A 25,127-nucleotide genomic window follows, 5' to 3' on the forward strand; every position below is an offset into this window, starting at 1 on the left:
TTTTAATTAGGAGGAAATTATGTCGGTTAAATTAAGATTGAAGAGAATGGGTGCTAAGAAGGCACCTCGTTACAGAATTGTGGCGGCGGATTCGCACTTTGCTCGCGATGGAAGAGATATTGAAACCATCGGTCATTACAACCCTACAGCGCAACCTAAGGAATTGGTTGTGAATGAAGAAAAAGCTCTAAAGTGGTTAAGAAATGGTGCCCAACCATCGGATACAGTTCGTAGTCTTCTTTCTGATAAGGGGATTATGAAGAAGTTCCATGATGAAAAAGTAGCTGCTAAGAAGAAGGCTTAATCATGACGGATTTAAAGCAAGTCCTAAGAGGTTTGATTGAACCAATGATGGATCAACCAGAAGCTTTGCGCATTGAACAAGAGAGCGATGAAAATCGTAAAGAGGTCGTTTTAAAGGTTTATGCTAATCGTTCGGATATTGCTCGTTTGATTGGTCGTAAAGGAGCGATGGCTAGCTCTCTTAGACAAGTGATGTCTATCTCTTCTCATAGTGATCACCGTCACATTGTTATCAAGTTTGAACAAGATTGAAGAATGCGACTTGCATTCTTTTTTCTAAGGAGGCTTATGAAAAAAATTCAAGTTGGATATATTCAAAATACCCATGGTATTAAAGGAGAGTTAAAAATTCGACCAGAAACAGATTTTCCAAAGGTTCATTTTAAAAAAGGAAAAAAACTTTATTTAAATGGTCAAAAAGAATTAGAAATCGCTTCTAGTCGTCTTCAAAAAGAACTTTATTTAATTCAATTTGTTGGTTATGAGGATATTAATTTAGTACAAGACTGGAAGGGTAGAAATCTCTTCATTGATGAAAGTAATCAAGTTCCATTAAAAAAAGGAGAGTTTTATCGCTCGGAATTGGTTGGATTAAAGGCTATTTCTGAAAAAGGAGATATCATTGGTACGATTACAGCCATTGAAGAAACTCTTGGTGCACAAAATAATTTACGTATTAAAACAAATAATAAAGAAGTTTTATATCCTTTTATTCCAAACTTTATTGATCATGTTAGTTTAGAAGAAAAGAAAGTGTATCTAAATCACTGGGAGCAATTTCAATGAAAATTAGTATTATTTCTTTATTTCCAGAAGTATTCTCTACTTATTTCGATTGTTCTATTTTAGGAAGAGCCCAAGAAAAAGGTTTTGTGGAAATAGAGTATATTCAACTAAGAGATTTTGGTAAAGGCGTGCATCGCTCAGTTGATGATCGTCCTTTTGGTGGTGGTAAGGGACAGCTTATTCAGTGTGAACCGGTTTTAAAAGCCATTCGTTGTGTTCAAAAAGAAGATAGTAAAATTTATTTATTGGCACCTAGCGGTTGCCTTTTTAATCAAAAAAAAGCTCATGAAATGGCTTCTTGTTCGCATATTATTCTTGTTTGTGGACATTATGAGGGCTTTGATTATCGCCTTGAAGAATATTGTGATGGTGTTTTTTCAATTGGTGACTATGTGCTAAGTGGAGGAGAATTAGCCGCAATGGTCATTACGGATGCAATAGTACGTTTATTACCAGGAGTGATTAGTGAGGGCAGTACGAAAGAAGAATCGTTTGAGAATGGTTTATTAGAATATCCACAATACACACAACCGGCTATCTTTGAAGAAAAAGAAGTTCCGGAAGTATTGCGAAGCGGGAACCATGCAAAAATTGATATCTATCGGAAAGAACAGGCGCTTTTAAGAACAAAAAAAATGAGACCGGATTTGTACGAAGCTTATCAAAAGAAGGAAAATTAATCCTTCTTTTCTTTTTGGAAGTCATTTAATAAAACGATATGATAAGTAACAGCTAAAGCCAAATGGTCTAAAGTATCGCTTGTTTTTTTTGAGCTAGGAATGGATTGAGATAGATGGAAGAGAAGGGAAGTACGAAAGTTTTCATAGAGTTCTTTTGTATCTAAACGATTCTCTTTTAAGAATTGAGCGATATTTTCAATTGAAATCACATTCTTACATAGGGCAATGAAATATAAAGTCGCAATTTGATCTTGCGTGTATTGCTTCTTAGTGGCTCTTTCAATCAGTTTTTTCTTGGCGTAATTGGAAATCATAGAAGGCGTTATCAATAGACTAGGATAATTTTCAAAAGAGGAATTGATAAGCTTCGCTATTTGTTCTAAGTAAAGACCAACGTTTGGTATTTGATTGTATTCCGGTAAAAATAATGACTTGTTCATACCTTGATTATAAGGGTTTTATAAAATTATTCAAACAGTTTAATAATAATCGTTGACAAGATTTTAAATAACCGATAGTATAACTTTTAGGAGGTCCTGATATGAATGAAATGAACTTTTTCAAAGTAAAAGATAAGTATTCAGCTCTTACACATTTGATTGGCTTTCTTTTATCTTTAATTGCGACTCCTATTTTATTGATTCGTGCCGCAAGTCATCAAGTTAGTATGCGAATATTAGTGACTTTAGCTATCTTCATGGCAACGATGGTTTTACTCTATGGTGCAAGTACTACGTATCATTCTTTTCATTTAGAAAGAAAAAAAGAACTAATTTTAAAAAGAATTGACCATATTTCCATTTTCTATTTAATCGCCGGCTCTTATACACCATTATGCCTAGGTGTTTTTTATCCTGAAACGAGGCATTTAGGAATCAGCATTTGGCTTTTAGCGATTGTTGGAACAGTTTTTAAAATGTTTTGGGTAACTTGCCCAAAGTGGGTATCATCTATTTTGTATTTGGGAATGGGCTGGATTTCGGTTCTACTCATTCCAATGATACGAAATCAATTTGGTAGGATGGCATTCTTTTGGTTGTTACTAGGTGGTATCTTTTATAGTATTGGAGCTTATTTATACGCTTTAAAAAAGCCCCTTGGAACCAAAGAATTTGGCAATCATGAAATCTTTCATGTTTTAGTGATGCTAGGATCGTTGTGCCATTACCTACTTATGTTCTATTTTGTGGCATAATGAGGGTATGAAATTAGAAATGAGAAAAAATCGAGCTATTTTACTCGATGATAAAAAAGTAGTTGGTTATTGTTCTTATGTAGAAGAAGGGGATGTATGGAAGATTGACCATACGGTTGTTGAAGAAGCTCGTAAACAGGGTAAAAGGATTGTACCTGTTTGTTCATATGCAATTCATCAATTTGAAAAGCACGAAAGCTTACAGGATGTATTAAAGGGTTAGCCTAGCTAACCCTTCAGTTTTTCAATAATGTCCTTGGCTTCTTTTCGATCTAGCCATTCTAATAGACCATCTTTATTTTTCTTAAGAATAATGGCGACTCCATGGGCATCTTTATCAACTGGGGCCAAGATAGCGAGTTGGTCATCATAACGCTCACTTGGAATTTCGGCTACGTTATAAGCAATAATGTATTGTGGTCCAAAAGCAGGAATTGGGGTGGATACCAGCACTCTTCTTCCGTTGTAATTATCTTCCAGAGGAATACGAATCAATTTATTCGTTTCAAAGAAGATGGTATCCAAAATAGAACGATTGGTTCTTGGAATATCGACATCCTTACAAGAGGCGTCTTTATAATAGTGCCTTAAAATCAATCTGCCGGAAACTAAAGTTGGACTATTCGTTCCATAGATGGCAACAGTGGAAACCGCATGGTGACGGAATTGAAAGTTTGTATAACTATTTTGACTCATATGATTACCTTAATTTTATCATAGCTTTAATACGTGTCTTTTTCAAGTGAAAATGGTATATTCAAGAAGGGGAAATGATTGTGGAAGTACAGATACTACCCTTGTTGCAAGGGGCTAAAGAAGCAACTGGATTAGCGGTTATCATTGATGTTTTTCGAGCTTTTTCACTAGAAGCTTATATGCAAGACAAGGGAGCTAAAGTTATTTTTCCGGTGCAAAAAATTGAAGATGCGTTTGGGTTAAAGAAAAGATATCCAGAAGCTATTTTAGTTGGTGAAAGAAACGGAATTAAAGTAGCTGGTTTTGATTATGGCAATTCACCAAGTGAGCTTATTTATCAAGATTTAAGAGATAAAATCATCATTCATACTACAAGTGCCGGTGTACAAGGATTAATAAATGCAAAAAAGGCGGATGAAATTGTGACTGGAGCATTAGTCAATGCTAAGGCTACGGTTTCCTATATTCAACAGAAAAATCATCGACATGTTTCCATTGTGCCAATGGGTTGGAATGGGGAAAGAATGAGTGAAGAGGATAATTTATGTGCGAATTATCTGTTGGCGCTTTTAAAAGGAGAAGACTATCCTAGTTTGGAAGAAGAAATTCAAGCTCTAAAACAAAGTGAAGGAAAAAAATTCTTTGATTCAACAATGCCACAATTTCCCCAAGAAGATTTTGCGTTATGCACGAATGTCAATTATTTCCAAGGGGTTAATAAAGCTATATGGAAAGATAATCAATACCAAATGGTATGGGAGAAAATGTCATGAAACAAAAAGTATTTTTCTTTGATATAGATGGCACTTTGACGGATGAGCGAACACATCAAGTGGTTCCCAGTGCCAAAGTAGCTATTCAATACTTGCAAGAAGTTGGTCATTTTGTGGCGATTGCGACAGGTCGTATGCACTATAAAACAGTGGATATTGCTAGGGAGCTAGGAATTCATCATTTTGTTTGTGGAGGAGGTGGTTGTCTTGTTTTAAACGATGAAATTCAATGCGATGAAAGGTTAAATGATGAACTGGTTCAAGCGTATTTAAAACAAGCGGATACCAATCAAATGGGTTATCTTTTATTAAGAGAAGATAATGATAGTGTGGAAATGAAAGATTTTCGCTTTTTAGAACAGGCCGGTTTTCGTAAAGAACTAACGACTTACCACTATCGACCAAGACTAGATGTTTCTAATTTAAAAGATACCTATAAAATTTATCTAGCTGTTCGACAAGAAAATGAGAAGAAATATCCATGGATTGAAAGCTTAGGTCATTTGCGGATGACAAAGGATTATATCGTTGTTCAATACGATAAGAAGAATGAAGGTATTCGTAAGTTATTAGCGATCATTCAAGCTGATTTGAATCAAGTCGTTGTCTTTGGGGATGGTAATAATGATAAGGTGATGTTTGAACCGGAATACTTTAAAGTGGCGATGGGTAATGGTGAGCCATCATTAAAAGATATGGCGGATTATGTAACGGATAATTCCTATGACGATGGTATTTATAAAGCTTGCGAGTACTTTGGTTGGTTTGAAAAATAATCCCTTGGCAAAGGTTTACTTTTGTGCTAACCTAATTAGGCACTATGTGCGTCTAGGTTCCGCTGACAAAAGGTCATGAACCAATATAGATATTTGTCGGAAAAGGAGAAAAAGATGAATTTAAATTTAGTTGACAAGATTACAAAGTCGCAAATGCGCGATGATGTTCCTGAATTCCGTTCCGGTGATTCAGTTAAAGTTCATGTTCGTATTCGTGAAGGTGAAAAATCTCGTATTCAGATTTTTGAAGGTGTTGTAGTGGATCGTTCCAATGGTGGAATTGGGGCTACTTTCACTGTTCGTAAGATTTCCAATGGTGTTGGTGTACAACGTACATTCCCTGTACATTCTCCAATCATTGAACAGATTGAAGTTATTCGTTTGGGTAAGGTGCGTCGTGCTAAGTTAACTTATCTTAAGGGTAGATCGGCTAAGAACGCTCGTATCAAAGAACGTCGTCGTTAAGAAACTTAGGAAAGAGAAAGAGCTTACTTTCTCTTTTTTTGTGATAGAGTAGTAGAGGAGTTAGTCTATGAGTGAAAATAAAAAAAGAAGAAAATTAAAAAAAGAAGTTGTCTTATTTTTTCGAGATGTGATTATCTCTTTTACCGTAGTAATGGCATTGATGCATTTTGTGTTTCGACCAATTCAAGTTAAGGGTCGATCTATGTATCCAACTTTAGAGGATGGAGCCTATGGTTTTTCCAATACCATCGGCTTACATTTTGGTCGTTTAAAACGCTTTGATGTGGTAATTTTGTACTTACCAGAAAGAAAAGAATATATTGTGAAACGCATTGTTGGTTTACCTGGTGAAATCATTGAATATAAAAATTCTAAATTACTAATCAATGGAAAAGAAGTAGAGGAATCTTTCTTGAATCATTCCTACCGTAAGCAATATGGTGAACTATTCACTTCGGATGTTCCAGAACAAACCATTCCTGACAATCATTATTTTTGTTTAGGAGATAATCGACCAAACTCTTCCGATTCACGTGTGTATGGATCATTTGCGAAATCACAAATTGTGTCTAAGGGTGCTTTTATTCTTTATCCATTCTCTAATTTTGGGGTGAAATCATGGTAAATATTCAATGGTATCCAGGTCATATGGAAAAAGCCCGTCGTGAGATGAGTGAAAAAATGAAAGTGGTTGACATGGTGATTGAATGCCGTGATGCACGCATCCCATTGGCTTCCAAAAATCCTTTGATTGATCAATTGGTCGGGCAAAAGCCGCGGCTAATTTTATTAACGAAAACCGATTTAGCAGATCCCATGAAAACAAAGGAATGGATTTCTTACTTTAATCAAGAAAACCAAAAAGCGATTACGGTAAATCTAAAAAAAGGTCAGGGTTTCCAAAAAGAAATCATTGTGGCGTGTTTAGAGTTAAATAGAAAAAGGCGTGATAAACAAAGAAGTCGTGGTATTGAGCCGAGAGCTATTCGAGCGATGGTTTGTGGTATTCCAAATGTTGGAAAAAGTACATTAATCAATCGAATTTCCGGTAAAAATCGTTTAGAAGCCGCCAATCGACCAGGTATAACTCGTTCTTTGACTTGGCTTCATGCAGATAGGGAATTAGATCTTTTGGATACACCAGGTGTTTTATGGCCAAAGTTTGAAGATCAAAAGGTGGCTTCTTTATTAGCGGTATTGGGTTCAATCAATGAAGATATTTTAGATCCAAAATTTATTGCGATGGATGCCATTCGTTCTATCCAAGAAGGCTACCCTCATTTTTTTACTCAAGCCTACGCTATTCAAGAAGACATGAATCCCAATCAAGTTTTAAAAGCAATAGCGGAAAAAAGAGGCTTTAAGCTAGAAGGAGATGTGCTTGATACTAAACGGGCTGCGCAATCGTTTATTTACGATTTGCGTAAAGCTAAGTTTGGTGGTATTAGTTTGGAGAGTGTTCATGAAGGTATGTAGTAATAAATATGAAAAAGAAGCATGGGCTTCTTTGAAAAGTGTAGTTGGCATCGATGAAGCGGGAAGAGGACCTTTGGCTGGTCCACTTTTTGTGGCGGGGGTTATTTTTCCAATTGGTTATATGAATGAAGAAATCTATGATTCCAAAGCCATTTCGGAAAAGAAAAGGGAGCGATTATTTCAACAAATTCAACAAGATGCTAATTGGTTTAAGATTGTCGAAGTACCAATTGAAGTGATTGATGAAAAAAATATTTATCAGGCAACGAAAGATGCTATGTTGGAAATCGCTCAAATGGCAACTTGTGATATTGTCTTAACGGATGCGATGCCATTAGATATGACGAAAGAAGTGCATTCTTTAATTAAGGGTGACCAAAAATCCATTTCCATTGCGGCGGCTAGTATTCTAGCAAAAGTTAGTCGTGACCATGTGATGCTTGCATTAGACCAAAAATTTCAAGGTTATGGATTAGCCGGGAATAAAGGCTATCCAACCAAGGAACATTTAAATGCTTTAAAAACATTGGGTGTTACTGAAATTCACCGAAGAAGTTATGGACCTGTAAAGAAAATAGCAGGGGAATAATCTTCTTTTCGGGAATATCACCTTAGAGGTGGAGGATGAAAAGAGAAGATATTGCTCAATATAGTTATCGTTATGCCGGAAATTGGAAAGCTATCGAACAAGCTATTCTTAAGGAAGAAGAAAACCCTTGTTATAAAGTGTATGAACCATACATTACTTATTTGGATCCGGAATATCCAGAAGAGTTTCGTCAATTAGACTATCCACCTTGGGTATTATTTTATCGTGGAAATATTCATCTTTTAAAGAAAAGAAAGATAACAATCATTGGTTCCAGAGAAATTAGTGCAAGAGGAAAATACTATACAAGACAGGTTTGTGCTAAATTAAGAAAGGACTTTGTGTTAATTTCCGGATTAGCGAAGGGTGTGGATGCACTGGTGCATGAAAGCTGTCTACAAGATGGGCAGACCATTGCCATTATTGGTTCCGGATTAGAAACACATTATCCGGTTTGTAATGAAAAGCTCTATCAAGAATTAAGTCAAAATCACTTGATTTTAAGTGAATGGCCAGGCTATGTGAGGGTACAAAGATTTCATTTTCCTTGGCGCAATCGTTTACTAGCCGCTTTAGGGGAAAAGATTATTGTAACGCAAGCAAAATATAAATCCGGTACGATGATTACCGTCCAAGAGGCTTTACAATTAGGAAAAGATGTGTATTGTTTACCTTACCCCCTTAATGAAGTGGAGGGTAGTGGATGTAATCAATTAATCCAAGAAGGAGCTTCTTTATACATAGAGGATGTTTTTGAATAGGAGAGAGTGAAATGAAAAATTTAGTCATTGTGGAATCCCCATCGAAGTCGAAAACCATCGGGAAGTATTTAGGTAAAGACTATACCGTGGTATCGAGTAAAGGACACATTCGTGATTTGGCTACTCGTGGAAAAGATGGTTTGGGCGTGGATGTAGAAAATAATTTTGCGGCCACGTATGTAATTTCTAAAGATAAAAAAGAAATAGTTGAAGAATTAAAGAGAGAATTTTCAAAAGCCAAAAAAGTCTATCTCGCAACCGACCCAGACCGTGAGGGTGAAGCGATTTCTTGGCATTTGGCGCAAGAATTAGGCTTAGATGAAAAGGATGTAGACCGTGTTACTTTCCATGAAATCACGAAAGATGCTATCCAAAAGGCTTTTGAACAACCAAGAACGATTGATATGGATTTGGTACATTCGCAAGAAGCTCGTCGTATCTTAGACCGTATTATCGGTTTTAAACTATCCAAATTATTACAAAAGAAAATTCGTTCCAAGTCAGCTGGTCGTGTGCAATCCGTTGCTTTAAAGCTCATTGTCGAAAGAGAAAAAGAAATTCAAGCTTTTAAGCCAGAAGAATATTGGACCTTAGAAGCTTTATTTGAAAAAGATAAGATGGAGTTTGAAGCTAGTTTAGCTAAAATCCATGGTAAAAAAGCGAAAATTAGAAATGGTGAACAAGCGAATGAAGTTTATGAAGCTTGTCAAAGGGAATTTACCATTACAAGTGTTAAATCTTCTGTTCGCAAAAGGGAACCAAAACCAGCTTTTATTACTTCTACTCTCCAACAAGAAGCTTCCACAAAATTAGGTTTTTCACCAAAAAGAACCATGTCTATTGCTCAACGTTTGTATGAAGGAATTGATATTGGTCATGGTCCTGAAGGTTTGATTACTTATATGCGTACCGATAGTACCCGTTTATCTGATGTTTATCAAAATGCGGCAAAGAAGAAGATTGCAAGTGAGTATGGAAAGAATTATCTTGGTAAATACTATGTGAAAAACGATGCCAATTCCCAAGATGCTCATGAGGCCATCCGTCCAACCAATGTGTTATACACGCCTGAAACAATTAAGTCTTATTTAACAACAGAACAATACAAGCTTTATCATCTGATTTATTCTCGTGCTTTAGCTTCTTTAATGGCAGTGGCACAATATGATTCAAAAACGATTATTCTAAGTCAAAATGAGTATGATTTTTCAGTTTCCGGATCAAGCTTAAAGTTTGATGGTTATTTAAAAGTCTATGGTCCTTTTGATAGTAGTAAAGATGTTTTATTACCGGAGGTGATGGAAGGCGAAAGGATGAAAGCCAAGAAACTATCTCGTAGCCAACATTTTACAGAACCACCTTCTCGTTATACAGAAGCTAAGCTGGTGAAAGCAATGGAAGAAGATGGAATTGGTCGTCCATCTACCTATGCGACCATCATTGATACCATTGTGGCACGGGGCTATGTATCTTTAGAAAAGAGTTCGGAAAGTGCTAAAACAAAGGTCTTTAAACCAAGTGAGCAAGGGATATTAACGGCTGAGCAATTGGATCAATATTTCGCTTCTATCATCAATGTGAAATACACCGCTGGTTTGGAAAGTCAATTGGATGAAATTGCGGATGGTCAATTGGATGAAATTGAAACCCTTCGTAAGTTTTATGAAACTTTTGAGCCTTTATTGGCGAACGCTTATGACAAGATGGAAGTTAAGGAATTAGAAAAGGTAGGAGAAGAATGCCCTCTTTGTGGAAATGAACTTGTTTATCGAAATGGTCGTTTTGGTAAGTTTATTTCTTGTTCAACTTTCCCAACTTGCCGTTATACAAGACCTTTGGCTGAAAAGGAAAAGGAAAAACCAGAACCAATTGGCAAGGTTTGTCCTGATTGTGGTGGTGAACTTGTTAAGCGTAAATCCAGATTTGGTACTTATTTTGTGGGTTGTTCCAATTATCCGAAGTGCCGTCATATGGAAACATTGGATGGAGAACCAATTGAATTGGAAAAGAGAACGCATTCTGGAAAGAAGAAGCCGGCGTGAGGGTACGAGTAATAGGAGCTGGATTAGCTGGATGTGAAGCAAGTTATCAGTTAGCTAAAAGAGGTTTTGAAGTTGATTTATATGAAATGAAACCAAAGAAATTTTCACCAGCTCATCGTAGTGAAAATTTTGCGGAATTGGTTTGTTCAAATAGTTTTAGAAGTGATGCCTTAACCAATGCGGTGGGAGTGTTAAAAAATGAATTAAGAATGATGGATTCTTTCATTATGAAAGTGGCAGATGAAACGAAAATACCAGCCGGTTCGGCTTTAGCGGTGGATCGTGAACAATTTTCTTCACTAGTCACAAAACGTTTAAAAGAAATGAAGAATATCACCCTTCATTATGAAGAAATAGAAAAGTTGGATACATCTGTTCCAACGATTGTGGCTTCCGGACCTTTAAGCTCAAAAGCCATTTCAAAATCAATTCAAGACTATTTTCAAGAAAAAGACTTTTATTTTTATGATGCGGTAGCGCCAATTGTAACAGTGGATTCCATTGATTTTACGAAAGCTTATCGAAAGTCACGTTATGATAAAGGAAGTGATGATTACATCAATTGCCCGATGAATCAAGAAGAGTTTCTGGCTTTTTATCAGGCTGTTATAACAGCCGAAACAGCCGAAACACATGACTTTGAAAAAGAGCTTTATTTTGAAGGCTGTATGCCTTTTGAAGTCATGGCAAAAAGAGGTATGAAAACCTTATTGTTTGGACCAATGAAACCAGTTGGTTTAAAGCAAGAAGGAAAAGAAAAACCATATGCAGTAGTGCAATTAAGACAAGATAATGCGACTTCCTCTTTATACAATATAGTTGGCTTTCAAACACACTTGAAATGGTCTGAACAAAAGAAAGTAATTCATCTAATCCCAGGATTAGAGAAGGCTGAAATTGTTCGTTATGGTGTGATGCATCGAAATAGTTATATTAACTCACCAAAGTATTTAGAAGATACCTATCGTGTTTCAAGGGAGAAATACGTATTCTTTGCCGGACAAATGACGGGTGTTGAGGGTTATATTGAATCTTGTGCCAGCGGCTTTGTGGCAGCGGTTAATATGGTGCAAATTTTGCAGGGTAAAGAAGAAATTCATTTTGGTCAAGGGACGATGATTGGTGCTATGGCACACTATATATCCCATGCTTCACAAAGTAATTTTCAACCAATGAATGCGAATTTTGGTATCATGAACTTGGAAAAGATTGTTAAAAAGAAAGAAAAGAAGGAAGCTTACGCACCACAATCCGTGGCTCATATTAAAGAATTGAAAGAAAAGTATGGATTATAGAAAATCTTTAGAATCTTTTTTAGCCTACATTCGCTTGGCAAAAACAGGTTCCAGACATACCGAAGATGCTTATCGAAGGGATATAGAATCTTTTATTTCTTACTTAGAAGAAGAGAAAATTGACACTTGGAAGAAAGTGGATAAAAATTTCTTATTGACTTATTTCACAAATCTTCGTCGAAGAAATCGTCTTTCGAATAGTAGTTATGATCGTTATCTATCTTCACTCCGTTCGTTTTTTCGTTATTTAAATCTTTATGAGGGAATTGGGCATAATCCAATGTCTTCTTTTAAGAATGTAAAAATAAGCCGTCCTTTACCAGAATATTTAACGGTTAATCAAGTACAAGATTTATTAGCTTCATTTGATTTGAATGATGAAAAGGGTTTACGCAATCGTTGCATTGTGGAGCTATTGTATGCTTGTGGTCTTCGTATTAGTGAATGTACCAATATTAAAGTTCGTGATATTCATTTACGAGAACGTTATGTGCGCATTATGGGTAAGGAAAGTAAAGAAAGAATGGTGCCTTTTTATGAAGATTTGGCTATTTTATTAGCGAAGTATTTGAAAGAATCTGCTTCTTTTTCTAATTTAGACCAGCCGATTTTTATGGGATTAAAAAGAAAGGCTATCTCTACTCGTTCAATTCAGTTATTATTAGAAAAGAAAGGTCGAGAATTAAATTTGCCTTTCCGACTTCATCCGCATGTGTTGCGACATAGTTTCGCAACACACTTATTAGATAATGGGGCTGATTTAAGGGTGGTTCAATCCTTATTAGGTCATGAAAATTTAAGCACAACACAAATATACACTCATGTTTCGCAAGACACTTTAAGAAGAGTGATTGAAGAAACACATCCTTTATCACGCCAATAGGAAGGTATCCTCATGAAACGTTATTTTTTAGCTATTTTAACTTTTATCTGTGCAATTTGCTTGATTGCTTGTTCCAAAAAAGTGGGCAAAGATGAATTTTTAGTTCAAGTATCTTTAAAGGTTCAAAATCCACCACATTCTGTTATGTTGGTGTTGACGGAAAATGGACAAATGTTGACGAAAAAGAGGGTGGAAGTGGATGTCAATCATCCGGAAAAACTTTTGTATTTTTATTTTAATCGTCAAGAATTAAAGGCACTGAAGAATATGCAAGGCTTTGCGATTCAAGCGTATTTGTTCAAGACAGATGATAGTAAAAATAATTGGAATTTAGGTAATGCGGAATCAGTGAATGGTGTGATTCAGTTTGCGCCAATTTATAGTCGTACTTATGAAATTCTTGTCGAAGGCAATGCGAAACAAGAATTTTGGTCTTCTTGGCAAGAGGTAAAACCAAAATGAGTTTCTTTCGTCAATTTAAAGAAGTTTTTTTCAAGAGTCGTCTAAGCAATTTTGAGAAACAAATGTTAGAACGCATTGATGCTGCGGATACCATTGAATTGAGACAAATGTATAGTGATTTAGAAAAGATGCAACAAAGAGGAACAATTTCTGAAAAAGGTTATGCCAAGATGAAAGCTAGGTTAGAGGAGAGGTTATATTTATGATTACAAGTTCTTATCGAAAAAATTCAAAACCAATGCTTGAACCAGCTAATTTAACGTTTCAAGGGATTGAAATCAAAAATAGTCTAGCTACTTTTTCATGGCGTTTGATAGAAGATTTATTGGTTAAAAATCTCATTGAAGAAATTCCTGATGTTGAATATGCTTGTAATGCTTCCATGATTAGTAAAATTTATTTGTTTAAAAATAGTTCCATAGGTATTTGTCTTTTCCCGGTAGCGGCTCCGGTTGCCCATGCTGCCATGCTAGAAAATAGTGCTTTCTTTCATGTGAAGAATTGGGTGGTTTTTGGTTCTTGTGGAGGATTGGTACCAATTCCATCTGGACATCTATTATTGATAACAGAAGCGTATCGAGATGAGGGAACGAGTTATCATTATTTAGAACCATCTGATTTTATCACTTTAACCGGCTCGTCTTTGGTGCAAGCTTTTTATGAAAAACACAATTTGCCTTATCAAACAGGAAAAATTTGGACGACCGATGCTTTTTACCGTGAAACCAAAGAAGAAATACAAGAACATATTGTCCAAGGTTGTATTGCTGTGGATATGGAAGCGAGTGCTTTACAAGCAGTTAGTCAAAGTTATGGTTTGAAGTATTATCCTTTTTTTTACACAGCCGATTCGTTAGCTGGTATAGAATATGATGCCGGAATTATCGGTCATGAAGGTGAAAAGGACATTCGTATTAAAATGACTTTGTTAGCGAAGAAATTTGTGGAAGAGATGCTGTAAGCAGAGTCATCTGCTTTTTTAAACGTTAGAAGATGACTTTGGGCATTAAATATCTATTTTTTTGAAAGAGTGATAAAATTATCTCCGCTTTAAAAGGGGTATTGTTATGTCAAATTTAACATTGAACCAAGTGGTTAGAGAAAGCATTACGGAAGCCTTGTTTCGTTTGATGCACAATAAAGACTTTGAGAAAATCAAGATAAAAGAGATAACGGATTTAGCCGGTGTAGGGCGTGTTTCTTTTTATCGTAATTTTGATTCGAAAAAGGAGGTTGTGATTCAACAATTGAATGCAGTCACAAAACAATGGTGTCTTCTTCATCAAGATGAATTGCAAAGATTAAAGGATTACTTACCATTATTGGAAGAATTGAAGCCTATTTTAGTGCTTTTAAAATCATCCAATGGTACAGATTTGTTGTATGACTATTTGTATGAAGCTTTATTACCACAGATGGATACAGAAAAAAGAGCTTACTTGCTTGAAATGCAGGTAGGAATGTTCTTTGGAATTATGAAGCATTGGATTCGTAATGATTTCAAGGAAAGCCAAGAACAACTTAATCATTTTTTGGCTTGTTTGGATCAATGCAACTTCCCGGAAAAATAGCTTTTTTAAAAAGAATGGATGGATGGAGAATAGCATAGTTGGCAAGAGGCTTTTTCTATGCTATTCTTTCTACTGGCATCTTATGTTTTTAAGGTGTACTTCACACACAGCGGATTCATTATCCCGTGCACTTAAGTGTTGATAGTGTTAGAAACTGTGGAGGATAACAACGGAAAGCGAGGTTAATGAAAAATGACTGTTGTTTCAATGAAGAAAATGTTAGAGAATGGCGTTCATTTTGGTCACCAAACAAGAAAATGGAATCCAAAAATGAAGCAATTCATCTACACAGCTAAGAATCATGTATATATCATCGACTTAGTTAAGACGCAAGAAAAATTAGATGAAGCTTACAATGCTCTAAAGAAGATTGCGGAAGATGGTGGAAAGGTATTGTTTGTTGGTACTAAGAAACAAGCCCAAGCAACTATCTTAGAAGAAGCATTACGTTCCGGTAGCTTTTATGTTAATCAAAGATGGTTGGGTGGTATCTTAACAAACTTCCGTACAATTCAAAAATCAATTAAGAAATTATTAGAAATTGAAGAAATGGAAGCTTCCGGTGCTATCAATGTCTACAAGAAAAAGGAACAAGCGCTTCTTCTTAAGAAGAAAGACCGTTTAGAAAACTTTCTTGGTGGTATCAAGGAAATGAAGAAATTACCGGATGCAGTTTTCGTGGTTGACCCGTTAGAAGAACATAATGCGGTTGCGGAAGCTCGTAAATTAGGTATTCCTGTCTTTGCGTTAATTGATACCAATGCGGATCCGGATATGGTGGATTATCCCATCCCATCTAACGATGATGCTTTGCGTTCTGTTAAGTTAATGGTTTCAGCTATTGCGGATGCGTTGGTAGAAGCTAAGGGTGGTGTTCTAGAAGTGGCTCACCAAGACGATGAAACAGAAGAAGACATCACGATGAAGGATGTTATTGTTGAAGTGGATCGTCAAGCCGCTGAATATGAAAAGAAGAGAAGACAAAAGATGGAAGAACGTCGTGCGCAAATGGCTAGCCGTCGTCAGAATGGTGAACGTCGTGTGTTCAAGAGAGATAGCGTTCGTCCAGTTGAAGCTGATAAAAAGGTAGAAGCTGAAGCTCCTAAGGAGGAAAACTAATCATGGCAGTTACAGCAGCTCAAGTAAAGGAATTACGTGAACTAACGGGAGCAGGAATGCTCGATTGCAAAAATGCTTTAACAGAAACCAATGGTGATGTGCAAGCGGCGATTGACTGGTTGCGTGAACGTGGTATTGCCAAGGCACAAAAGAAATCTGGTCGTATTGCGGCTGAGGGTTTAGCAAAGGTTGTTATTGAGGGCAATAAAGCCGTTGCCGTTGAAGTTAACTCGGAAACAGACTTCGTTGCTAAGAATGATCAATTCTTAACTTTATTGGATACAGTGGCTACAACCATCTTGCATAGTAATGCTAAAACAAATGAAGAAGCTTTAGCCTTAGCTACTGCTGATGGTAATTTAGGTAACACCATCGTAAACGCAGTTGCAACGATTGGTGAAAATATTACATTACGTCGTTTTGAACTTGTTGAAAAAGCGGATGATGAAGAGTTCGGTACTTATACGCATCAAGGTGGTCGTATTGTATCGGTTGTTGTGTTAAAGGGTACAGAAGATGGACAAGTGGCTAAGAATATTGCCATGCAAGTAGCTTCTATGAATCCAAGCTATATTTCTCGTGAATATATGCCAAAGGAAATCGTTGACCATGAACGTGAAATTCAAGTTCAATTATTGAACAACGATGAATCCTTAGCAAATAAGCCTGAAAAGGTGAAGGCCGGTATTTTGGAAGGTCGTTTATCGAAGTCCTTACAAGATATGTGCTTAGTCGACCAAGAATATTTCTTAGATACAAACTTAAAGGTAAAGGATTTCTTAAAGGAAAACCATGCTGAAGTAAGTCAAATGGTTAAATACACCGTTGGTGAAGGTATCGAAAAGAAGGAAGATGACTTCGTAGCTGAAGTGGCGGCGATGGCTAAAAACTAATTTGTTTTCAATGAAGTAGATTTCTAAAAATGAAATCTACTTTTTATAGGGTTCCATTGTTTCATCTATTGTTCTAAAAGATGGTATAAGAAACCCTGTCGAACACCTTCTTGGCTAACTTGGATTTCTTGGATATGAAAATGATGAATTAAAGCTAAAATCATCTTTAAACCGGGTAGGATTAAAGGCTGGCGACTTTCCGGGACATATTGTTGAATTAAAGTTCTTGTTTCTAAATCATTCTTTAAAATATCTTGATACAATTTTTCCATATCCATTGCTTTTAGAAGTGGTGAAGTTGTATTTGGCTTTAAGACCTTAGCAATTGCACGAATGGTGCCACCAATTCCTAAAACAGGTACTTTGTGGAAGAATAAATTTGGTTTTTGATTCGTTGTTTTTTTAAGGATATCGACTAATTGGGAGATGGATTGATTTTCCCTAGCTAAACGAACACAACCTAAAGGAACAGAATACAGTTCTTTTTCTTTGTCTGCTTGATGAATGAGCTCAGTTGAACCACCCCCAATATCAAAGGCAAACCATTCTTTTAAATTTGGATGATTGTTTTCAATCGCCAAACTATCGTAATAAGCTTCTTCATCTCCCTTTAAAGCATGAATGGGATAATGGAAAGATAGTAATTCTGCTAATAAAGCCGATTGATTTTGAATACGAGCTGGTTCTGTAATGACAATATGCACATTCTTGATTTTGTGTCCGCGAATATACTTATCATAGTAAGCCATCGCATCATGGGCAACGCTTAATCCTTGTTGACTCATAAAACGCTCGGCATCCACGTATTGAATTAAATGGGCAGGTATGGATTCATGATAAAGGATTTCTTTTTTTTCATTATATACTTCTAAAACAATGGTGTTAGAACCTAAGTCAATAATCGCAATTGGCAACATAGTATCTCCTTTGGTAATTTCTTTAACTATGGTATCTCAAACGGAGGGGAATTTATAGTATAATTATGAAAAACGGAGGCAACATGTACAAACGGGTGTTATTAAAGCTAAGTGGCGAAGCCTTAGCTGGTTCAGAAAGAAACTTTGATTCGAATGTCCTTAGTCAGTTGGCGAAAGAAGTTAAGGAAGCTCATGATAAAGGAATTGAAATTGCGATTGTCGTAGGTGGTGGTAATTTTATTCGTGGTAAGGTTGTTGCAGAGAATGGTTTTGACCGGGTTCAAGGTGATAACATGGGTATGCTAGCAACGGTGATTAACGCTTTAGCGATTCAATCTCGTTTGGAAGATATTGGTGTGGACACACGTGTGATGACATCTATTGAAATGCAAAAAGTAGCCGAACCTTTCATTCAAAGAAGAGCGATTCGTCATTTAGAAAAAGGAAGAGTGGTCATTTTTGGTGGGGGAACGGGTTCACCTTTCTTCTCAACGGATACAACGGCTGCGTTAAGAGCATCGGAAATTAAAGCGGATGTCATCTTAATGGCAAAAAATGGTGTTGATGGTGTCTATAATGCGGATCCTAAGAAAGATGAGTCAGCGACGATGTTTGACCATTTGAGTTATATGGATTTATTGAACAAGAACTTACAGGTCATGGATTCAACAGCGACTAGTATGTGTAAGGATAATAATATTGAATTGATTGTCTTTAATATGAATGAAGTGGGTAATCTTGTAAAAGCAATGAGTGGTGAAAAAATTGGTACCAGTATTACAAAGGAGGATAAATAATGGCATACCCAATGATTGATAGTTGTAGTGTAAAAATGGATAAAGTAATGGACCATCTTCAATCAGAATTGAATATGGTTCGCACCGGCATGGCGAATGCTAAGTTGGTGGATCGGGTTGAGGTAGACTACTATGGAACACCGACCCCATTAAACCAGATTGCCGGTATTTCGGTTTCAGAGGGGCGTACGATTGTGATTAAGCCTTACGACCCATCTTCATTAAAAGGAATTGAAAGAGCTTGTAATGAAGCGAACTTAGGCATAGCACCGCAAAACGATGGAACGGTAATTCGTTTAACCGTTCCTCAATTAACAGGAGAAACACGTAAGGAAATGACGAAGAAGGTTGGTCAAATTGCTGAGGAAGCGAAGATTCAAATTCGTAATATCCGTCGTGATGCTATGAATATGGTTAAGAAAGATAAAGAAATGGATGAGGATATACAAAAGGATATGGAAAATGAAATCCAAAAATTAACCGATAAGTATGTCAAAAAGATTGAAGAACAAGCGAAAGCGAAGGAAGCAGAAGTCTTAAAGCTATAATGAATAGGAACTGGGATTTATCAATCCCGGTTTTTTAGTAAATCGGACTTGCTTAAATTCGTGTATTTCAATTAATAGATGAACAAGGTAGAATAGTAACTAGTATGGAGAATTCTATGAAATCAATTAATCATATCGCTATTATCATGGATGGAAATGGTCGTTGGGCAAAAGCACAAGGTAAAATCCGTACGGCGGGTCATCTAGTGGGTGCTGAAAATGTACGAACCATCGCTATCGCCGCCAACCGATTAGGCGTAAAACACTTAACACTTTATGCTTTTTCAACAGAAAATTGGCAACGAAGTCAAGAGGAAGTGAGCTATATTATGAAATTACCAGCCATTTTCTTTAAAAAATACATGAAAGAATTTATTGACCGTGGTTTTCGTATGGAAATCATTGGTGAATTGGAACAATTACCAAAGAGTACAAAAGAAGTTTTATTAGAAGCTGAAGAAGAATCAAAACAAAATAAAGGGCTTCACTTAAGTATTTGCATGAATTATGGTGGTCAAAGTGAAACCGTGATTGCTGCTAAGCGCTATGCTAAAGCCTTACAAGAAAATCCAAAATTAGAGCTAACGATGGATAATTTTCATGAGTTTTTATTAACGAAAAACCTACCACCTGTGGATTTAATGATACGAACCGGCGGTGAAGAAAGGATTTCTAACTATTTACCTTGGCAATTGGCTTATGCGGAATTGATGTTTGTTCAAGAAAGTTGGCCGGAATTTAGTGAAGAGGTATTAAAAAATTGTATTGAAAAATATAAACATCGGAATCGCCGTTTTGGAGGTGTAAAAGAATGAACACTTTAATTAAGAAAACAATGTGGGCTATTGTGCTTGCTTTAATTGTAATGCCCCCATTATTAATGGGTGGTCATTATGTGGTTGTTTTAGAAACACTAATTGCTTTAGCCTCTGCTTATGAGATTGCTTGTTTAGGGGATAAAGATTATCTGATTTTAAATACAGCTGTGAATTTTGGCTTTATGATATTGATGGGAATGGCACCTACTTTATTTCGTATGATGGTCATAGGCGGCTTTTTATTCTTATATTTCTTATTTGCGCTAACCATTTCAAACTATACAATTGAAAAAACAGTTTATAGCTTTTCAATGTCTTTATTGGTGGGTTTGGCGATTGAGGGTCTACATAGTATTTACAGATCTTCGGGAACTTTTGGACCAAGAATGATGATGTTTGTATTTTTTGCTTGCTATGCTTGTGATAGTTTTGCCTATATCTGTGGTTTCTTCTTTGGTAAGCATAAATTAGCTCCGAAAATTAGTCCTAAGAAAACATGGGAAGGAGCGATTGGTGGTTATTTATTTGGAGTGGCTTTCGCTTATGTTTATTCGCTTATCTTTTTAACAGATGTTAAAAGTTGGTGGCTTATTTTGGTTTCTCTTGTGTTACCATTCGTGGCACAAATTGGTGATTTAAGTTTATCTAATGTAAAACGTCATTTTGGTATTAAGGATTTTAGTCACTTAATTCCATATCATGGTGGTATTTTAGACCGTATTGATTCACTTGTTTTCTGTTTAATGATTATGAATGGTTTATTGATTGCAGGGGGGATTGTGTAATGAAGCGGCTTGTTTTATTGGGGGCTTCCGGTTCAATTGGTGAACAAACTTTAGATGTTTTAGAACAGCACCCTAGTGAATTTGAATTGGTGGCTTTATCCGTTGGTCATCGTTTGGATTGTTTCAAGAAGGCTATCCTAAATCATCCGGAATTAAAGGCAATTTGTGTACAAGAAGAGAAGGATGCTTTATCCTTAAAGAAAGATTATCCTCATTTGGAGGTTGTCTTTGGTGATTATGGATTAAAGACATTGAGTGAGATGGACTATGATGTGCTAGTCAATGCCTTAGTTGGTTTTGTGGGCTTTTATCCGAGTGTGTATGCTTTGGAAAGCGGTCATGATGTTGCTTTAGCGAATAAAGAATCACTAGTTGTTGGTGGCGAAGTTATTCAAACTATCTTAGAAGAAACAGGGCGAAAGTTATTTCCGATTGATTCAGAACATTCCGCTATCTTTCAATGCCTTCAAGGTGAAGATAAAAAGGGGGTTGAAAACTTATGGATAACCGCTTCGGGTGGCTCTTTCCGTCATCTAAGAAGAGATGAGTTAGAAAATGTAACGGTAAAACAAGCTTTAAGTCATCCAAACTGGACAATGGGAGCTAAGATTACAATTGATTCTGCAACGATGATGAATAAAGGCTTTGAAGTCATAGAAGCCCATTATTTATTTGGTATACCATATCATCATATTAAAGTGGTGTTGCATCCTGAATCTATTATTCATTCGATGGTGGAATTCAAAGATCATAGCTTTATGGCTCAATTAGCTTCACCGGATATGCGTTTACCTATTCAATACGCTTTATCGTATCCAAATCGTTGGGATTTAGAAGAGGAACATCCTTTTAATCCATTTCCAGCAACGAATCTTTCTTTTCAAAAGCTGGATTTCATGCGTTTTCCTTTATTGAAATTAGCTTATGAGGCTGGTTTGAAAAAGGGAAATCAACCTATTTTGATCAATGCGGCGAATGAGGTTGCTAATCTTGCGTTTCGAGAAGGGAATTTATCTTTCTTGGATATTGAAAACTGTATTCAAGATTGTCTAAATCATTTCCCTTTTGAAACCGTTTCAACCAAAGAGGATGTGCTTCGTATTCATCAAGAAGCCACTTCTTATTGTCAAAAAATATGGAGAAAATAATGAATTTAATTATCTTTTTACTTGTCCTATCGTTTATCGTTGCCATTCATGAGTTTGGTCATTTATTAGCGGCGAAAGCCTTTGGCGTATATTGTTATGAATACGCTGTTGGAATGGGACCACAACTATTAAAAACAAGAAATACGGAAACAACTTATGCGCTTCGTTTATTGCCAATTGGCGGTTTTGTGGCAATGGCCGGAGCTCCAGAGGACGATGAAAATTATGCGGATGTTGAAGTGCCGGAAGGTCGTCATTTATCGGAAAAGAAAACATGGCAACGAGTGATTGTGATGTTAGCGGGGGTTATAATGAACTTCTTGTTAGCATGGCTATTATTTTCCATCTGTTTGGTATCCACAGGTCATTATCAGGAACAACCAAAAGCAATCATTGGTGAGGTTTTAGGAAACTCAGCAGCTAGTGAAGCCGGTTTACAAAGTGGAGATGTGATTCAAGAAATTGTGTCACCAAGTGGAAACCATGTTAAACCATATTTGTTTAGTGAAATGCCGAAGTTTGAATCGGATAAGACTTATACTATTTCGGTTTTAAGAAATGGAGAAGTGAAAAAAGTCACTATTCGTCCAAAATACGATGCCAAACAAAATCGTTATTGGATTGGGATTAGTGCCAAACAAGCGCCAGTTAAGAAAGTAACGCTTTGGAATATGTGGTGGTATGGAGCTGTTACTTTTGGTGAAGTGTCCGGTTTAATGGCAAAGGTGATTATTCAGTTATTCCAAGGAATTGGTTTACAGAGTTTATCCGGTCCAGTGGGTATCTATCAAGTCACAAGTCGTTATGCTTCGATGGGTTTAATACCACTTCTATTCTTAGTAGCACAGTTAAGCTTAAATGTCGGTATTTTTAATTTATTACCATTGCCGGTCTTGGATGGTGGGCAAATTGTGATAACTTTAATTGAAGGGGCTATTCATCGTCCATTAAAAGAAAAATATAAGTTATGGGTAATGATGGCATGTTGGTTCATATTGATTGGACTTATGTTGTTTGTGACATGGAATGATATTTCAAGATTATTATTTCATTAGGGGAGAGGAAATATGATTGATTTAGTGGTTATAGGACATGGAACATATGCAAAAGATGTGAAGAAGGCGGTGAAATTCTTAGGTGGTGAACTAGAAGGCTTTCATACTTTAGATTGTGAAAAAGAAACTGAATTTGAACAATATAAGACTTCTTTGGAGGTTTTATTTCAAAAAGCCGGAAATAACATCTTGGTTTTAGCGGATATGATGGATGCTTTACCCTATCAAGCCGCAACGCAATTAGCGAAGGAATTAAGAACTTCTAAAAATATTGATGTGATTTCAGGTTTTAATTTGGGGATGGTTTTGCAAGCCAATGCTGCCAGAAGCTATGTATCCAATGTGCATGATTTAGCCATTCTAGCAAGTGATGTTGGTCATAAACAAATCTTTGATTATGATGAAACAAACAAGGATGAATAATGGATAGAGTTCTTATCTAAATATTTGTTTCAATTAAAAGCGATGGTCAAATTGTACCAACCTCTAATCGTTAGATTTTTGGTCTAACTTATGGGGGTCACCTCAAATGCTTATCGCTTTTTAGTGTTTAAGATAGTTTCATATAATAATGGATTATTTAATTGTCATCAAATACACTCATCCAAAAATAAGGGTCGTTTTTAGGCTTATATGACCATTTCTTTTTCTTCCTCCATGGTTTTACCAACCACCATACCAGTCTAATTGGCAACAATAAAATATAAAATATTACCCACAAAATCATACTGTTAATCTTTTAACCCCCGGTTGCGTATCGTTAAACTCACCCATATTAGAATGTTAAATTTACACCTTTTTATAATTATGGTGTTCTATTATCTCTATTCCATCTTTAGTTAATTCAAGCAATCCTAAATCAACTAAAGCTTTCACGCCAGCACTTGTAGTTCCTAATTCTTTCGCAACTTCTGAAACACTAATTTCATATCCCATAGAAGACAATAGCTTGAATAAGTTGTCAACCCCCATGCTACCTTTCTCTTTTAGTAGGACGGCTATATTGGATTGATTTTTATAACCGTTCTCTAACGCTAATTTTTCTTGCGACCACCCTCTTGAAGCTAAAGCGTTTTTAATAGCATTTTTATCGTTCATAATTTTCCTCTTATCTGTTTGCAATTCAATAATATATTTACTAGATATTTTTTTGGGTGAATGTTGGGCTAACCCATCCCTATTATATTTCCACCAGGAGGGTACAACTATATAAGAATACTGAGGTGTTTTTCTATACATTGCATTCAGATATAACCGGCACAAATGATTATTCAACGTTAAAAATACAAGAAACAATAGTGATGAATGTATTGAAGAACTAAATGGATAAATCCAATAATCTATGCAGATAGAATCATTTAGTTATTTGACGGTGGGATTGTTAAACAGTATAAAATTAGATAAATAAAAATAGGAGCGAAACCATGGAAATAAAAGAGGGCTATATGCCATTTAAAGACTATAAAACCTATTATCGTATGCTGGGAAATCCTAAAAAACCAACGATTGTTTTTTTACATGGTGGACCGGGATCCACACATAACTATTTTGAAGTACTCGACGGTTTAGCTGAAGAGGGATACTGTTTAGTGATGTATGACCAATTAGGTTGTGGCTTGTCTTATCTTGATCAACATCCGGAATTATGGACCATGGAAACTTGGTTAGAGGAATTAAAGGCTTTAAAAGATTATCTTCATTTAGAGGAGTTTCATTTATTAGGACAATCATGGGGTGGAATGTTAGCATTGGAATATGTACTGCATCATCAAGCAAAAGCGGTAAAATCCCTTATTTTATCAAGTACCTTAAGTTCCGCATCCCTTTGGGCAAGTGAACAACATCGTTGGATTCGTTATTTATCTATGGATGATCAAAAAGCAATTCAAGAAGCAGAAGAAAGTGGTGATTTTTCATCGCTAGACTATCAAAAAGCCAATGAACATTTTATGAAAGCCCATTGTGGCGATACAGCCAATTCCCCTTGGTCTTGTCTGCAAAGAGAGAAGAAAAGTGGTACAGAAAGCTATCTTGTGGCATGGGGTGAAAATGAATATTGCCCAACAGGCACTTTATCTCATTTTGAAGTTAGTGATGAATTACAAAAAATCCAAATTCCAACACTCATTATTTCCGGCACAGAAGATTTATGTTCACCACTCGTTGCTAAAACAATGTTCAATCAAATTTCTAACGCAAAATGGGAGTTAGTACCCGATGCCAGACATATGGTCTTTATGGATCAATGGGAACAATATCAAAAAATTATGAAGAACTGGTTAAGACAATTTTAA

General features: G+C 36.1%; 34 protein-coding genes. 30 read left to right on the forward strand and 4 right to left on the reverse strand.

What is annotated here, in order from left to right; translation table 11 throughout:
- Positions 1–19 precede the first annotated feature (19 nt).
- Genes rpsP through trmD form a run of 4 tightly spaced genes read left to right on the forward strand, consistent with a single transcriptional unit; the run spans position 20 to position 1,769 of the window.
- A complete protein-coding gene (gene rpsP / locus JOS54_RS02115; RefSeq protein WP_203245427.1) occupies positions 20–304 on the forward strand; it encodes a 30S ribosomal protein S16 in 285 nt (94 codons plus the stop codon).
- A gap of 2 nt (positions 305–306) precedes the next feature.
- Positions 307–555 carry a KH domain-containing protein gene (locus JOS54_RS02120; protein ID WP_203245428.1) on the forward strand — a complete coding sequence of 83 codons (249 nt, stop codon included), beginning with the start codon at positions 307–309 and terminating at the stop codon, positions 553–555.
- 36 nt (positions 556–591) lie between these two features.
- The gene (gene rimM / locus JOS54_RS02125) at positions 592–1,089 is read left to right on the forward strand and encodes a ribosome maturation factor RimM (protein WP_203245429.1); all 498 of its coding nucleotides are present in this window, start codon (positions 592–594) and stop codon (positions 1,087–1,089) included.
- Positions 1,086–1,769, forward strand: a complete 684-nt coding sequence (trmD, locus tag JOS54_RS02130) for a tRNA (guanosine(37)-N1)-methyltransferase TrmD (protein WP_203245430.1) — start codon at positions 1,086–1,088, stop codon at positions 1,767–1,769. The genes rimM and trmD overlap by 4 nt, the downstream gene beginning before the upstream one ends.
- On the opposite strand, the gene JOS54_RS02135 is transcribed toward trmD, so the two are convergent.
- Complete coding sequence (locus JOS54_RS02135; protein WP_203245431.1) at positions 1,766–2,209, reverse strand: DUF1836 domain-containing protein; 444 nt, start codon at positions 2,207–2,209, stop codon at positions 1,766–1,768. The genes trmD and JOS54_RS02135 overlap by 4 nt on opposite strands.
- Positions 2,210–2,310: 101 nt before the next feature.
- Here JOS54_RS02135 and JOS54_RS02140 point away from each other — a divergent pair, with 101 nt between their 5' ends.
- Positions 2,311–2,964 (forward strand): hemolysin III family protein, encoded by a 654-nt coding sequence (locus JOS54_RS02140; RefSeq protein ID WP_203245432.1) that lies wholly within the window; start codon positions 2,311–2,313, stop codon positions 2,962–2,964.
- A 7-nt stretch (positions 2,965–2,971) separates the two neighbouring features.
- Positions 2,972–3,187: a GNAT family N-acetyltransferase gene (locus tag JOS54_RS02145; RefSeq protein WP_203245433.1), complete on the forward strand. Its 216-nt coding sequence runs from the start codon at positions 2,972–2,974 to the stop codon at positions 3,185–3,187.
- A 5-nt stretch (positions 3,188–3,192) separates the two neighbouring features.
- Here the strand turns inward: JOS54_RS02145 and JOS54_RS02150 are convergent, their stop codons facing one another.
- Positions 3,193–3,660 carry a hypothetical protein gene (locus JOS54_RS02150; RefSeq protein ID WP_203245434.1) on the reverse strand — a complete coding sequence of 156 codons (468 nt, stop codon included), beginning with the start codon at positions 3,658–3,660 and terminating at the stop codon, positions 3,193–3,195.
- Positions 3,661–3,734: 74 nt separating this feature from the next.
- On the opposite strand from JOS54_RS02150, the gene JOS54_RS02155 reads away from it, so the two are divergent.
- The 16 genes from JOS54_RS02155 (at position 3,735) to tsf (ending at position 16,765) form a co-directional block, all read left to right on the forward strand.
- Positions 3,735–4,433, forward strand: a complete 699-nt coding sequence (locus JOS54_RS02155) for a 2-phosphosulfolactate phosphatase (protein WP_238928365.1) — start codon at positions 3,735–3,737, stop codon at positions 4,431–4,433.
- On the forward strand, positions 4,430–5,209 hold the full coding sequence (locus JOS54_RS02160; RefSeq protein WP_203245435.1) for an HAD-IIB family hydrolase: 780 nt from the start codon (positions 4,430–4,432) through the stop codon (positions 5,207–5,209). Before JOS54_RS02155 ends, JOS54_RS02160 begins: the two co-directional genes overlap by 4 nt.
- A gap of 114 nt (positions 5,210–5,323) precedes the next feature.
- Positions 5,324–5,674: a 50S ribosomal protein L19 gene (rplS, locus tag JOS54_RS02165; RefSeq protein ID WP_203245436.1), complete on the forward strand. Its 351-nt coding sequence runs from the start codon at positions 5,324–5,326 to the stop codon at positions 5,672–5,674.
- 67 nt (positions 5,675–5,741) lie between these two features.
- Complete coding sequence (lepB, locus tag JOS54_RS02170; RefSeq protein ID WP_203245437.1) at positions 5,742–6,299, forward strand: signal peptidase I; 558 nt, start codon at positions 5,742–5,744, stop codon at positions 6,297–6,299.
- Positions 6,293–7,150: a ribosome biogenesis GTPase YlqF gene (gene ylqF / locus JOS54_RS02175; protein WP_203245438.1), complete on the forward strand. Its 858-nt coding sequence runs from the start codon at positions 6,293–6,295 to the stop codon at positions 7,148–7,150. The genes lepB and ylqF overlap by 7 nt, the downstream gene beginning before the upstream one ends.
- Positions 7,137–7,739 (forward strand): ribonuclease HII, encoded by a 603-nt coding sequence (locus JOS54_RS02180; RefSeq protein ID WP_203245439.1) that lies wholly within the window; start codon positions 7,137–7,139, stop codon positions 7,737–7,739. Before ylqF ends, JOS54_RS02180 begins: the two co-directional genes overlap by 14 nt.
- A 35-nt stretch (positions 7,740–7,774) precedes the next feature.
- The gene (gene dprA / locus JOS54_RS02185) at positions 7,775–8,500 is read left to right on the forward strand and encodes a DNA-processing protein DprA (RefSeq protein ID WP_203245440.1); all 726 of its coding nucleotides are present in this window, start codon (positions 7,775–7,777) and stop codon (positions 8,498–8,500) included.
- A gap of 11 nt (positions 8,501–8,511) precedes the next feature.
- Positions 8,512–10,542, forward strand: a complete 2,031-nt coding sequence (topA, locus tag JOS54_RS02190; RefSeq protein WP_203245441.1) for a type I DNA topoisomerase — start codon at positions 8,512–8,514, stop codon at positions 10,540–10,542.
- Positions 10,539–11,837, forward strand: coding sequence for a methylenetetrahydrofolate--tRNA-(uracil(54)-C(5))-methyltransferase (FADH(2)-oxidizing) TrmFO (gene trmFO / locus JOS54_RS02195; protein ID WP_203245442.1), 1,299 nt, complete (start codon positions 10,539–10,541; stop codon positions 11,835–11,837). Before topA ends, trmFO begins: the two co-directional genes overlap by 4 nt.
- Positions 11,827–12,720 carry a site-specific tyrosine recombinase/integron integrase gene (gene xerA / locus JOS54_RS02200; RefSeq protein WP_203245443.1) on the forward strand — a complete coding sequence of 298 codons (894 nt, stop codon included), beginning with the start codon at positions 11,827–11,829 and terminating at the stop codon, positions 12,718–12,720. The genes trmFO and xerA overlap by 11 nt, the downstream gene beginning before the upstream one ends.
- Positions 12,721–12,732: 12 nt before the next feature.
- Positions 12,733–13,182 (forward strand): hypothetical protein, encoded by a 450-nt coding sequence (locus JOS54_RS02205; RefSeq protein WP_203245444.1) that lies wholly within the window; start codon positions 12,733–12,735, stop codon positions 13,180–13,182.
- Positions 13,179–13,388, forward strand: a complete 210-nt coding sequence (locus tag JOS54_RS02210; RefSeq protein WP_203245445.1) for a hypothetical protein — start codon at positions 13,179–13,181, stop codon at positions 13,386–13,388. The genes JOS54_RS02205 and JOS54_RS02210 overlap by 4 nt, the downstream gene beginning before the upstream one ends.
- Complete coding sequence (locus tag JOS54_RS02215) at positions 13,385–14,143, forward strand: nucleoside phosphorylase (protein ID WP_203245446.1); 759 nt, start codon at positions 13,385–13,387, stop codon at positions 14,141–14,143. The genes JOS54_RS02210 and JOS54_RS02215 overlap by 4 nt, the downstream gene beginning before the upstream one ends.
- 106 nt (positions 14,144–14,249) lie before the next feature.
- Positions 14,250–14,753, forward strand: coding sequence for a TetR/AcrR family transcriptional regulator (locus JOS54_RS02220; RefSeq protein ID WP_203245447.1), 504 nt, complete (start codon positions 14,250–14,252; stop codon positions 14,751–14,753).
- Between the two features lie 192 nt (positions 14,754–14,945).
- Positions 14,946–15,872 (forward strand): 30S ribosomal protein S2, encoded by a 927-nt coding sequence (rpsB, locus tag JOS54_RS02225; protein WP_203245448.1) that lies wholly within the window; start codon positions 14,946–14,948, stop codon positions 15,870–15,872.
- A 2-nt stretch (positions 15,873–15,874) separates the two neighbouring features.
- Complete coding sequence (gene tsf / locus JOS54_RS02230) at positions 15,875–16,765, forward strand: translation elongation factor Ts (RefSeq protein ID WP_203245449.1); 891 nt, start codon at positions 15,875–15,877, stop codon at positions 16,763–16,765.
- A gap of 65 nt (positions 16,766–16,830) precedes the next feature.
- Here tsf and JOS54_RS02235 read toward each other — a convergent pair whose 3' ends face one another.
- The gene (locus tag JOS54_RS02235; protein ID WP_203245450.1) at positions 16,831–17,682 is read right to left on the reverse strand and encodes a hypothetical protein; all 852 of its coding nucleotides are present in this window, start codon (positions 17,680–17,682) and stop codon (positions 16,831–16,833) included.
- Positions 17,683–17,765: 83 nt separating this feature from the next.
- Here JOS54_RS02235 and pyrH point away from each other — a divergent pair, with 83 nt between their 5' ends.
- The 7 genes from pyrH (at position 17,766) to JOS54_RS02270 (ending at position 23,256) form a co-directional block, all read left to right on the forward strand.
- Positions 17,766–18,479, forward strand: coding sequence for a UMP kinase (gene pyrH / locus JOS54_RS02240; protein WP_203245765.1), 714 nt, complete (start codon positions 17,766–17,768; stop codon positions 18,477–18,479).
- Complete coding sequence (gene frr / locus JOS54_RS02245; protein ID WP_203245451.1) at positions 18,479–19,027, forward strand: ribosome recycling factor; 549 nt, start codon at positions 18,479–18,481, stop codon at positions 19,025–19,027. Before pyrH ends, frr begins: the two co-directional genes overlap by 1 nt.
- Before the next feature lie 116 nt (positions 19,028–19,143).
- Positions 19,144–19,842, forward strand: a complete 699-nt coding sequence (gene uppS / locus JOS54_RS02250; protein WP_203245452.1) for a polyprenyl diphosphate synthase — start codon at positions 19,144–19,146, stop codon at positions 19,840–19,842.
- Positions 19,839–20,630: a phosphatidate cytidylyltransferase gene (locus JOS54_RS02255; RefSeq protein WP_203245453.1), complete on the forward strand. Its 792-nt coding sequence runs from the start codon at positions 19,839–19,841 to the stop codon at positions 20,628–20,630. The genes uppS and JOS54_RS02255 overlap by 4 nt, the downstream gene beginning before the upstream one ends.
- Entirely contained in the window at positions 20,630–21,778 is a 1,149-nt protein-coding gene (dxr, locus tag JOS54_RS02260) for a 1-deoxy-D-xylulose-5-phosphate reductoisomerase (protein WP_203245454.1), read from the forward strand. The genes JOS54_RS02255 and dxr overlap by 1 nt, the downstream gene beginning before the upstream one ends.
- Positions 21,778–22,833: an RIP metalloprotease RseP gene (gene rseP / locus JOS54_RS02265; RefSeq protein WP_203245455.1), complete on the forward strand. Its 1,056-nt coding sequence runs from the start codon at positions 21,778–21,780 to the stop codon at positions 22,831–22,833. The genes dxr and rseP overlap by 1 nt, the downstream gene beginning before the upstream one ends.
- 12 nt (positions 22,834–22,845) lie before the next feature.
- On the forward strand, positions 22,846–23,256 hold the full coding sequence (locus JOS54_RS02270; RefSeq protein WP_203245456.1) for a PTS sugar transporter subunit IIA: 411 nt from the start codon (positions 22,846–22,848) through the stop codon (positions 23,254–23,256).
- Positions 23,257–23,622: 366 nt separating this feature from the next.
- Here the strand turns inward: JOS54_RS02270 and JOS54_RS02275 are convergent, their stop codons facing one another.
- Positions 23,623–23,931, reverse strand: a complete 309-nt coding sequence (locus JOS54_RS02275) for a hypothetical protein (RefSeq protein WP_203245457.1) — start codon at positions 23,929–23,931, stop codon at positions 23,623–23,625.
- A gap of 326 nt (positions 23,932–24,257) precedes the next feature.
- Between JOS54_RS02275 and pepI the strand changes: the two genes are divergently transcribed.
- Positions 24,258–25,127, forward strand: a complete 870-nt coding sequence (pepI, locus tag JOS54_RS02280; protein WP_203245458.1) for a proline iminopeptidase — start codon at positions 24,258–24,260, stop codon at positions 25,125–25,127.

It is taken from the genome of Bulleidia sp. zg-1006 (assembly GCF_016812035.1).
Lineage (GTDB): Bacteria > Bacillota_I > Bacilli_A > Erysipelotrichales > Erysipelotrichaceae > Bulleidia.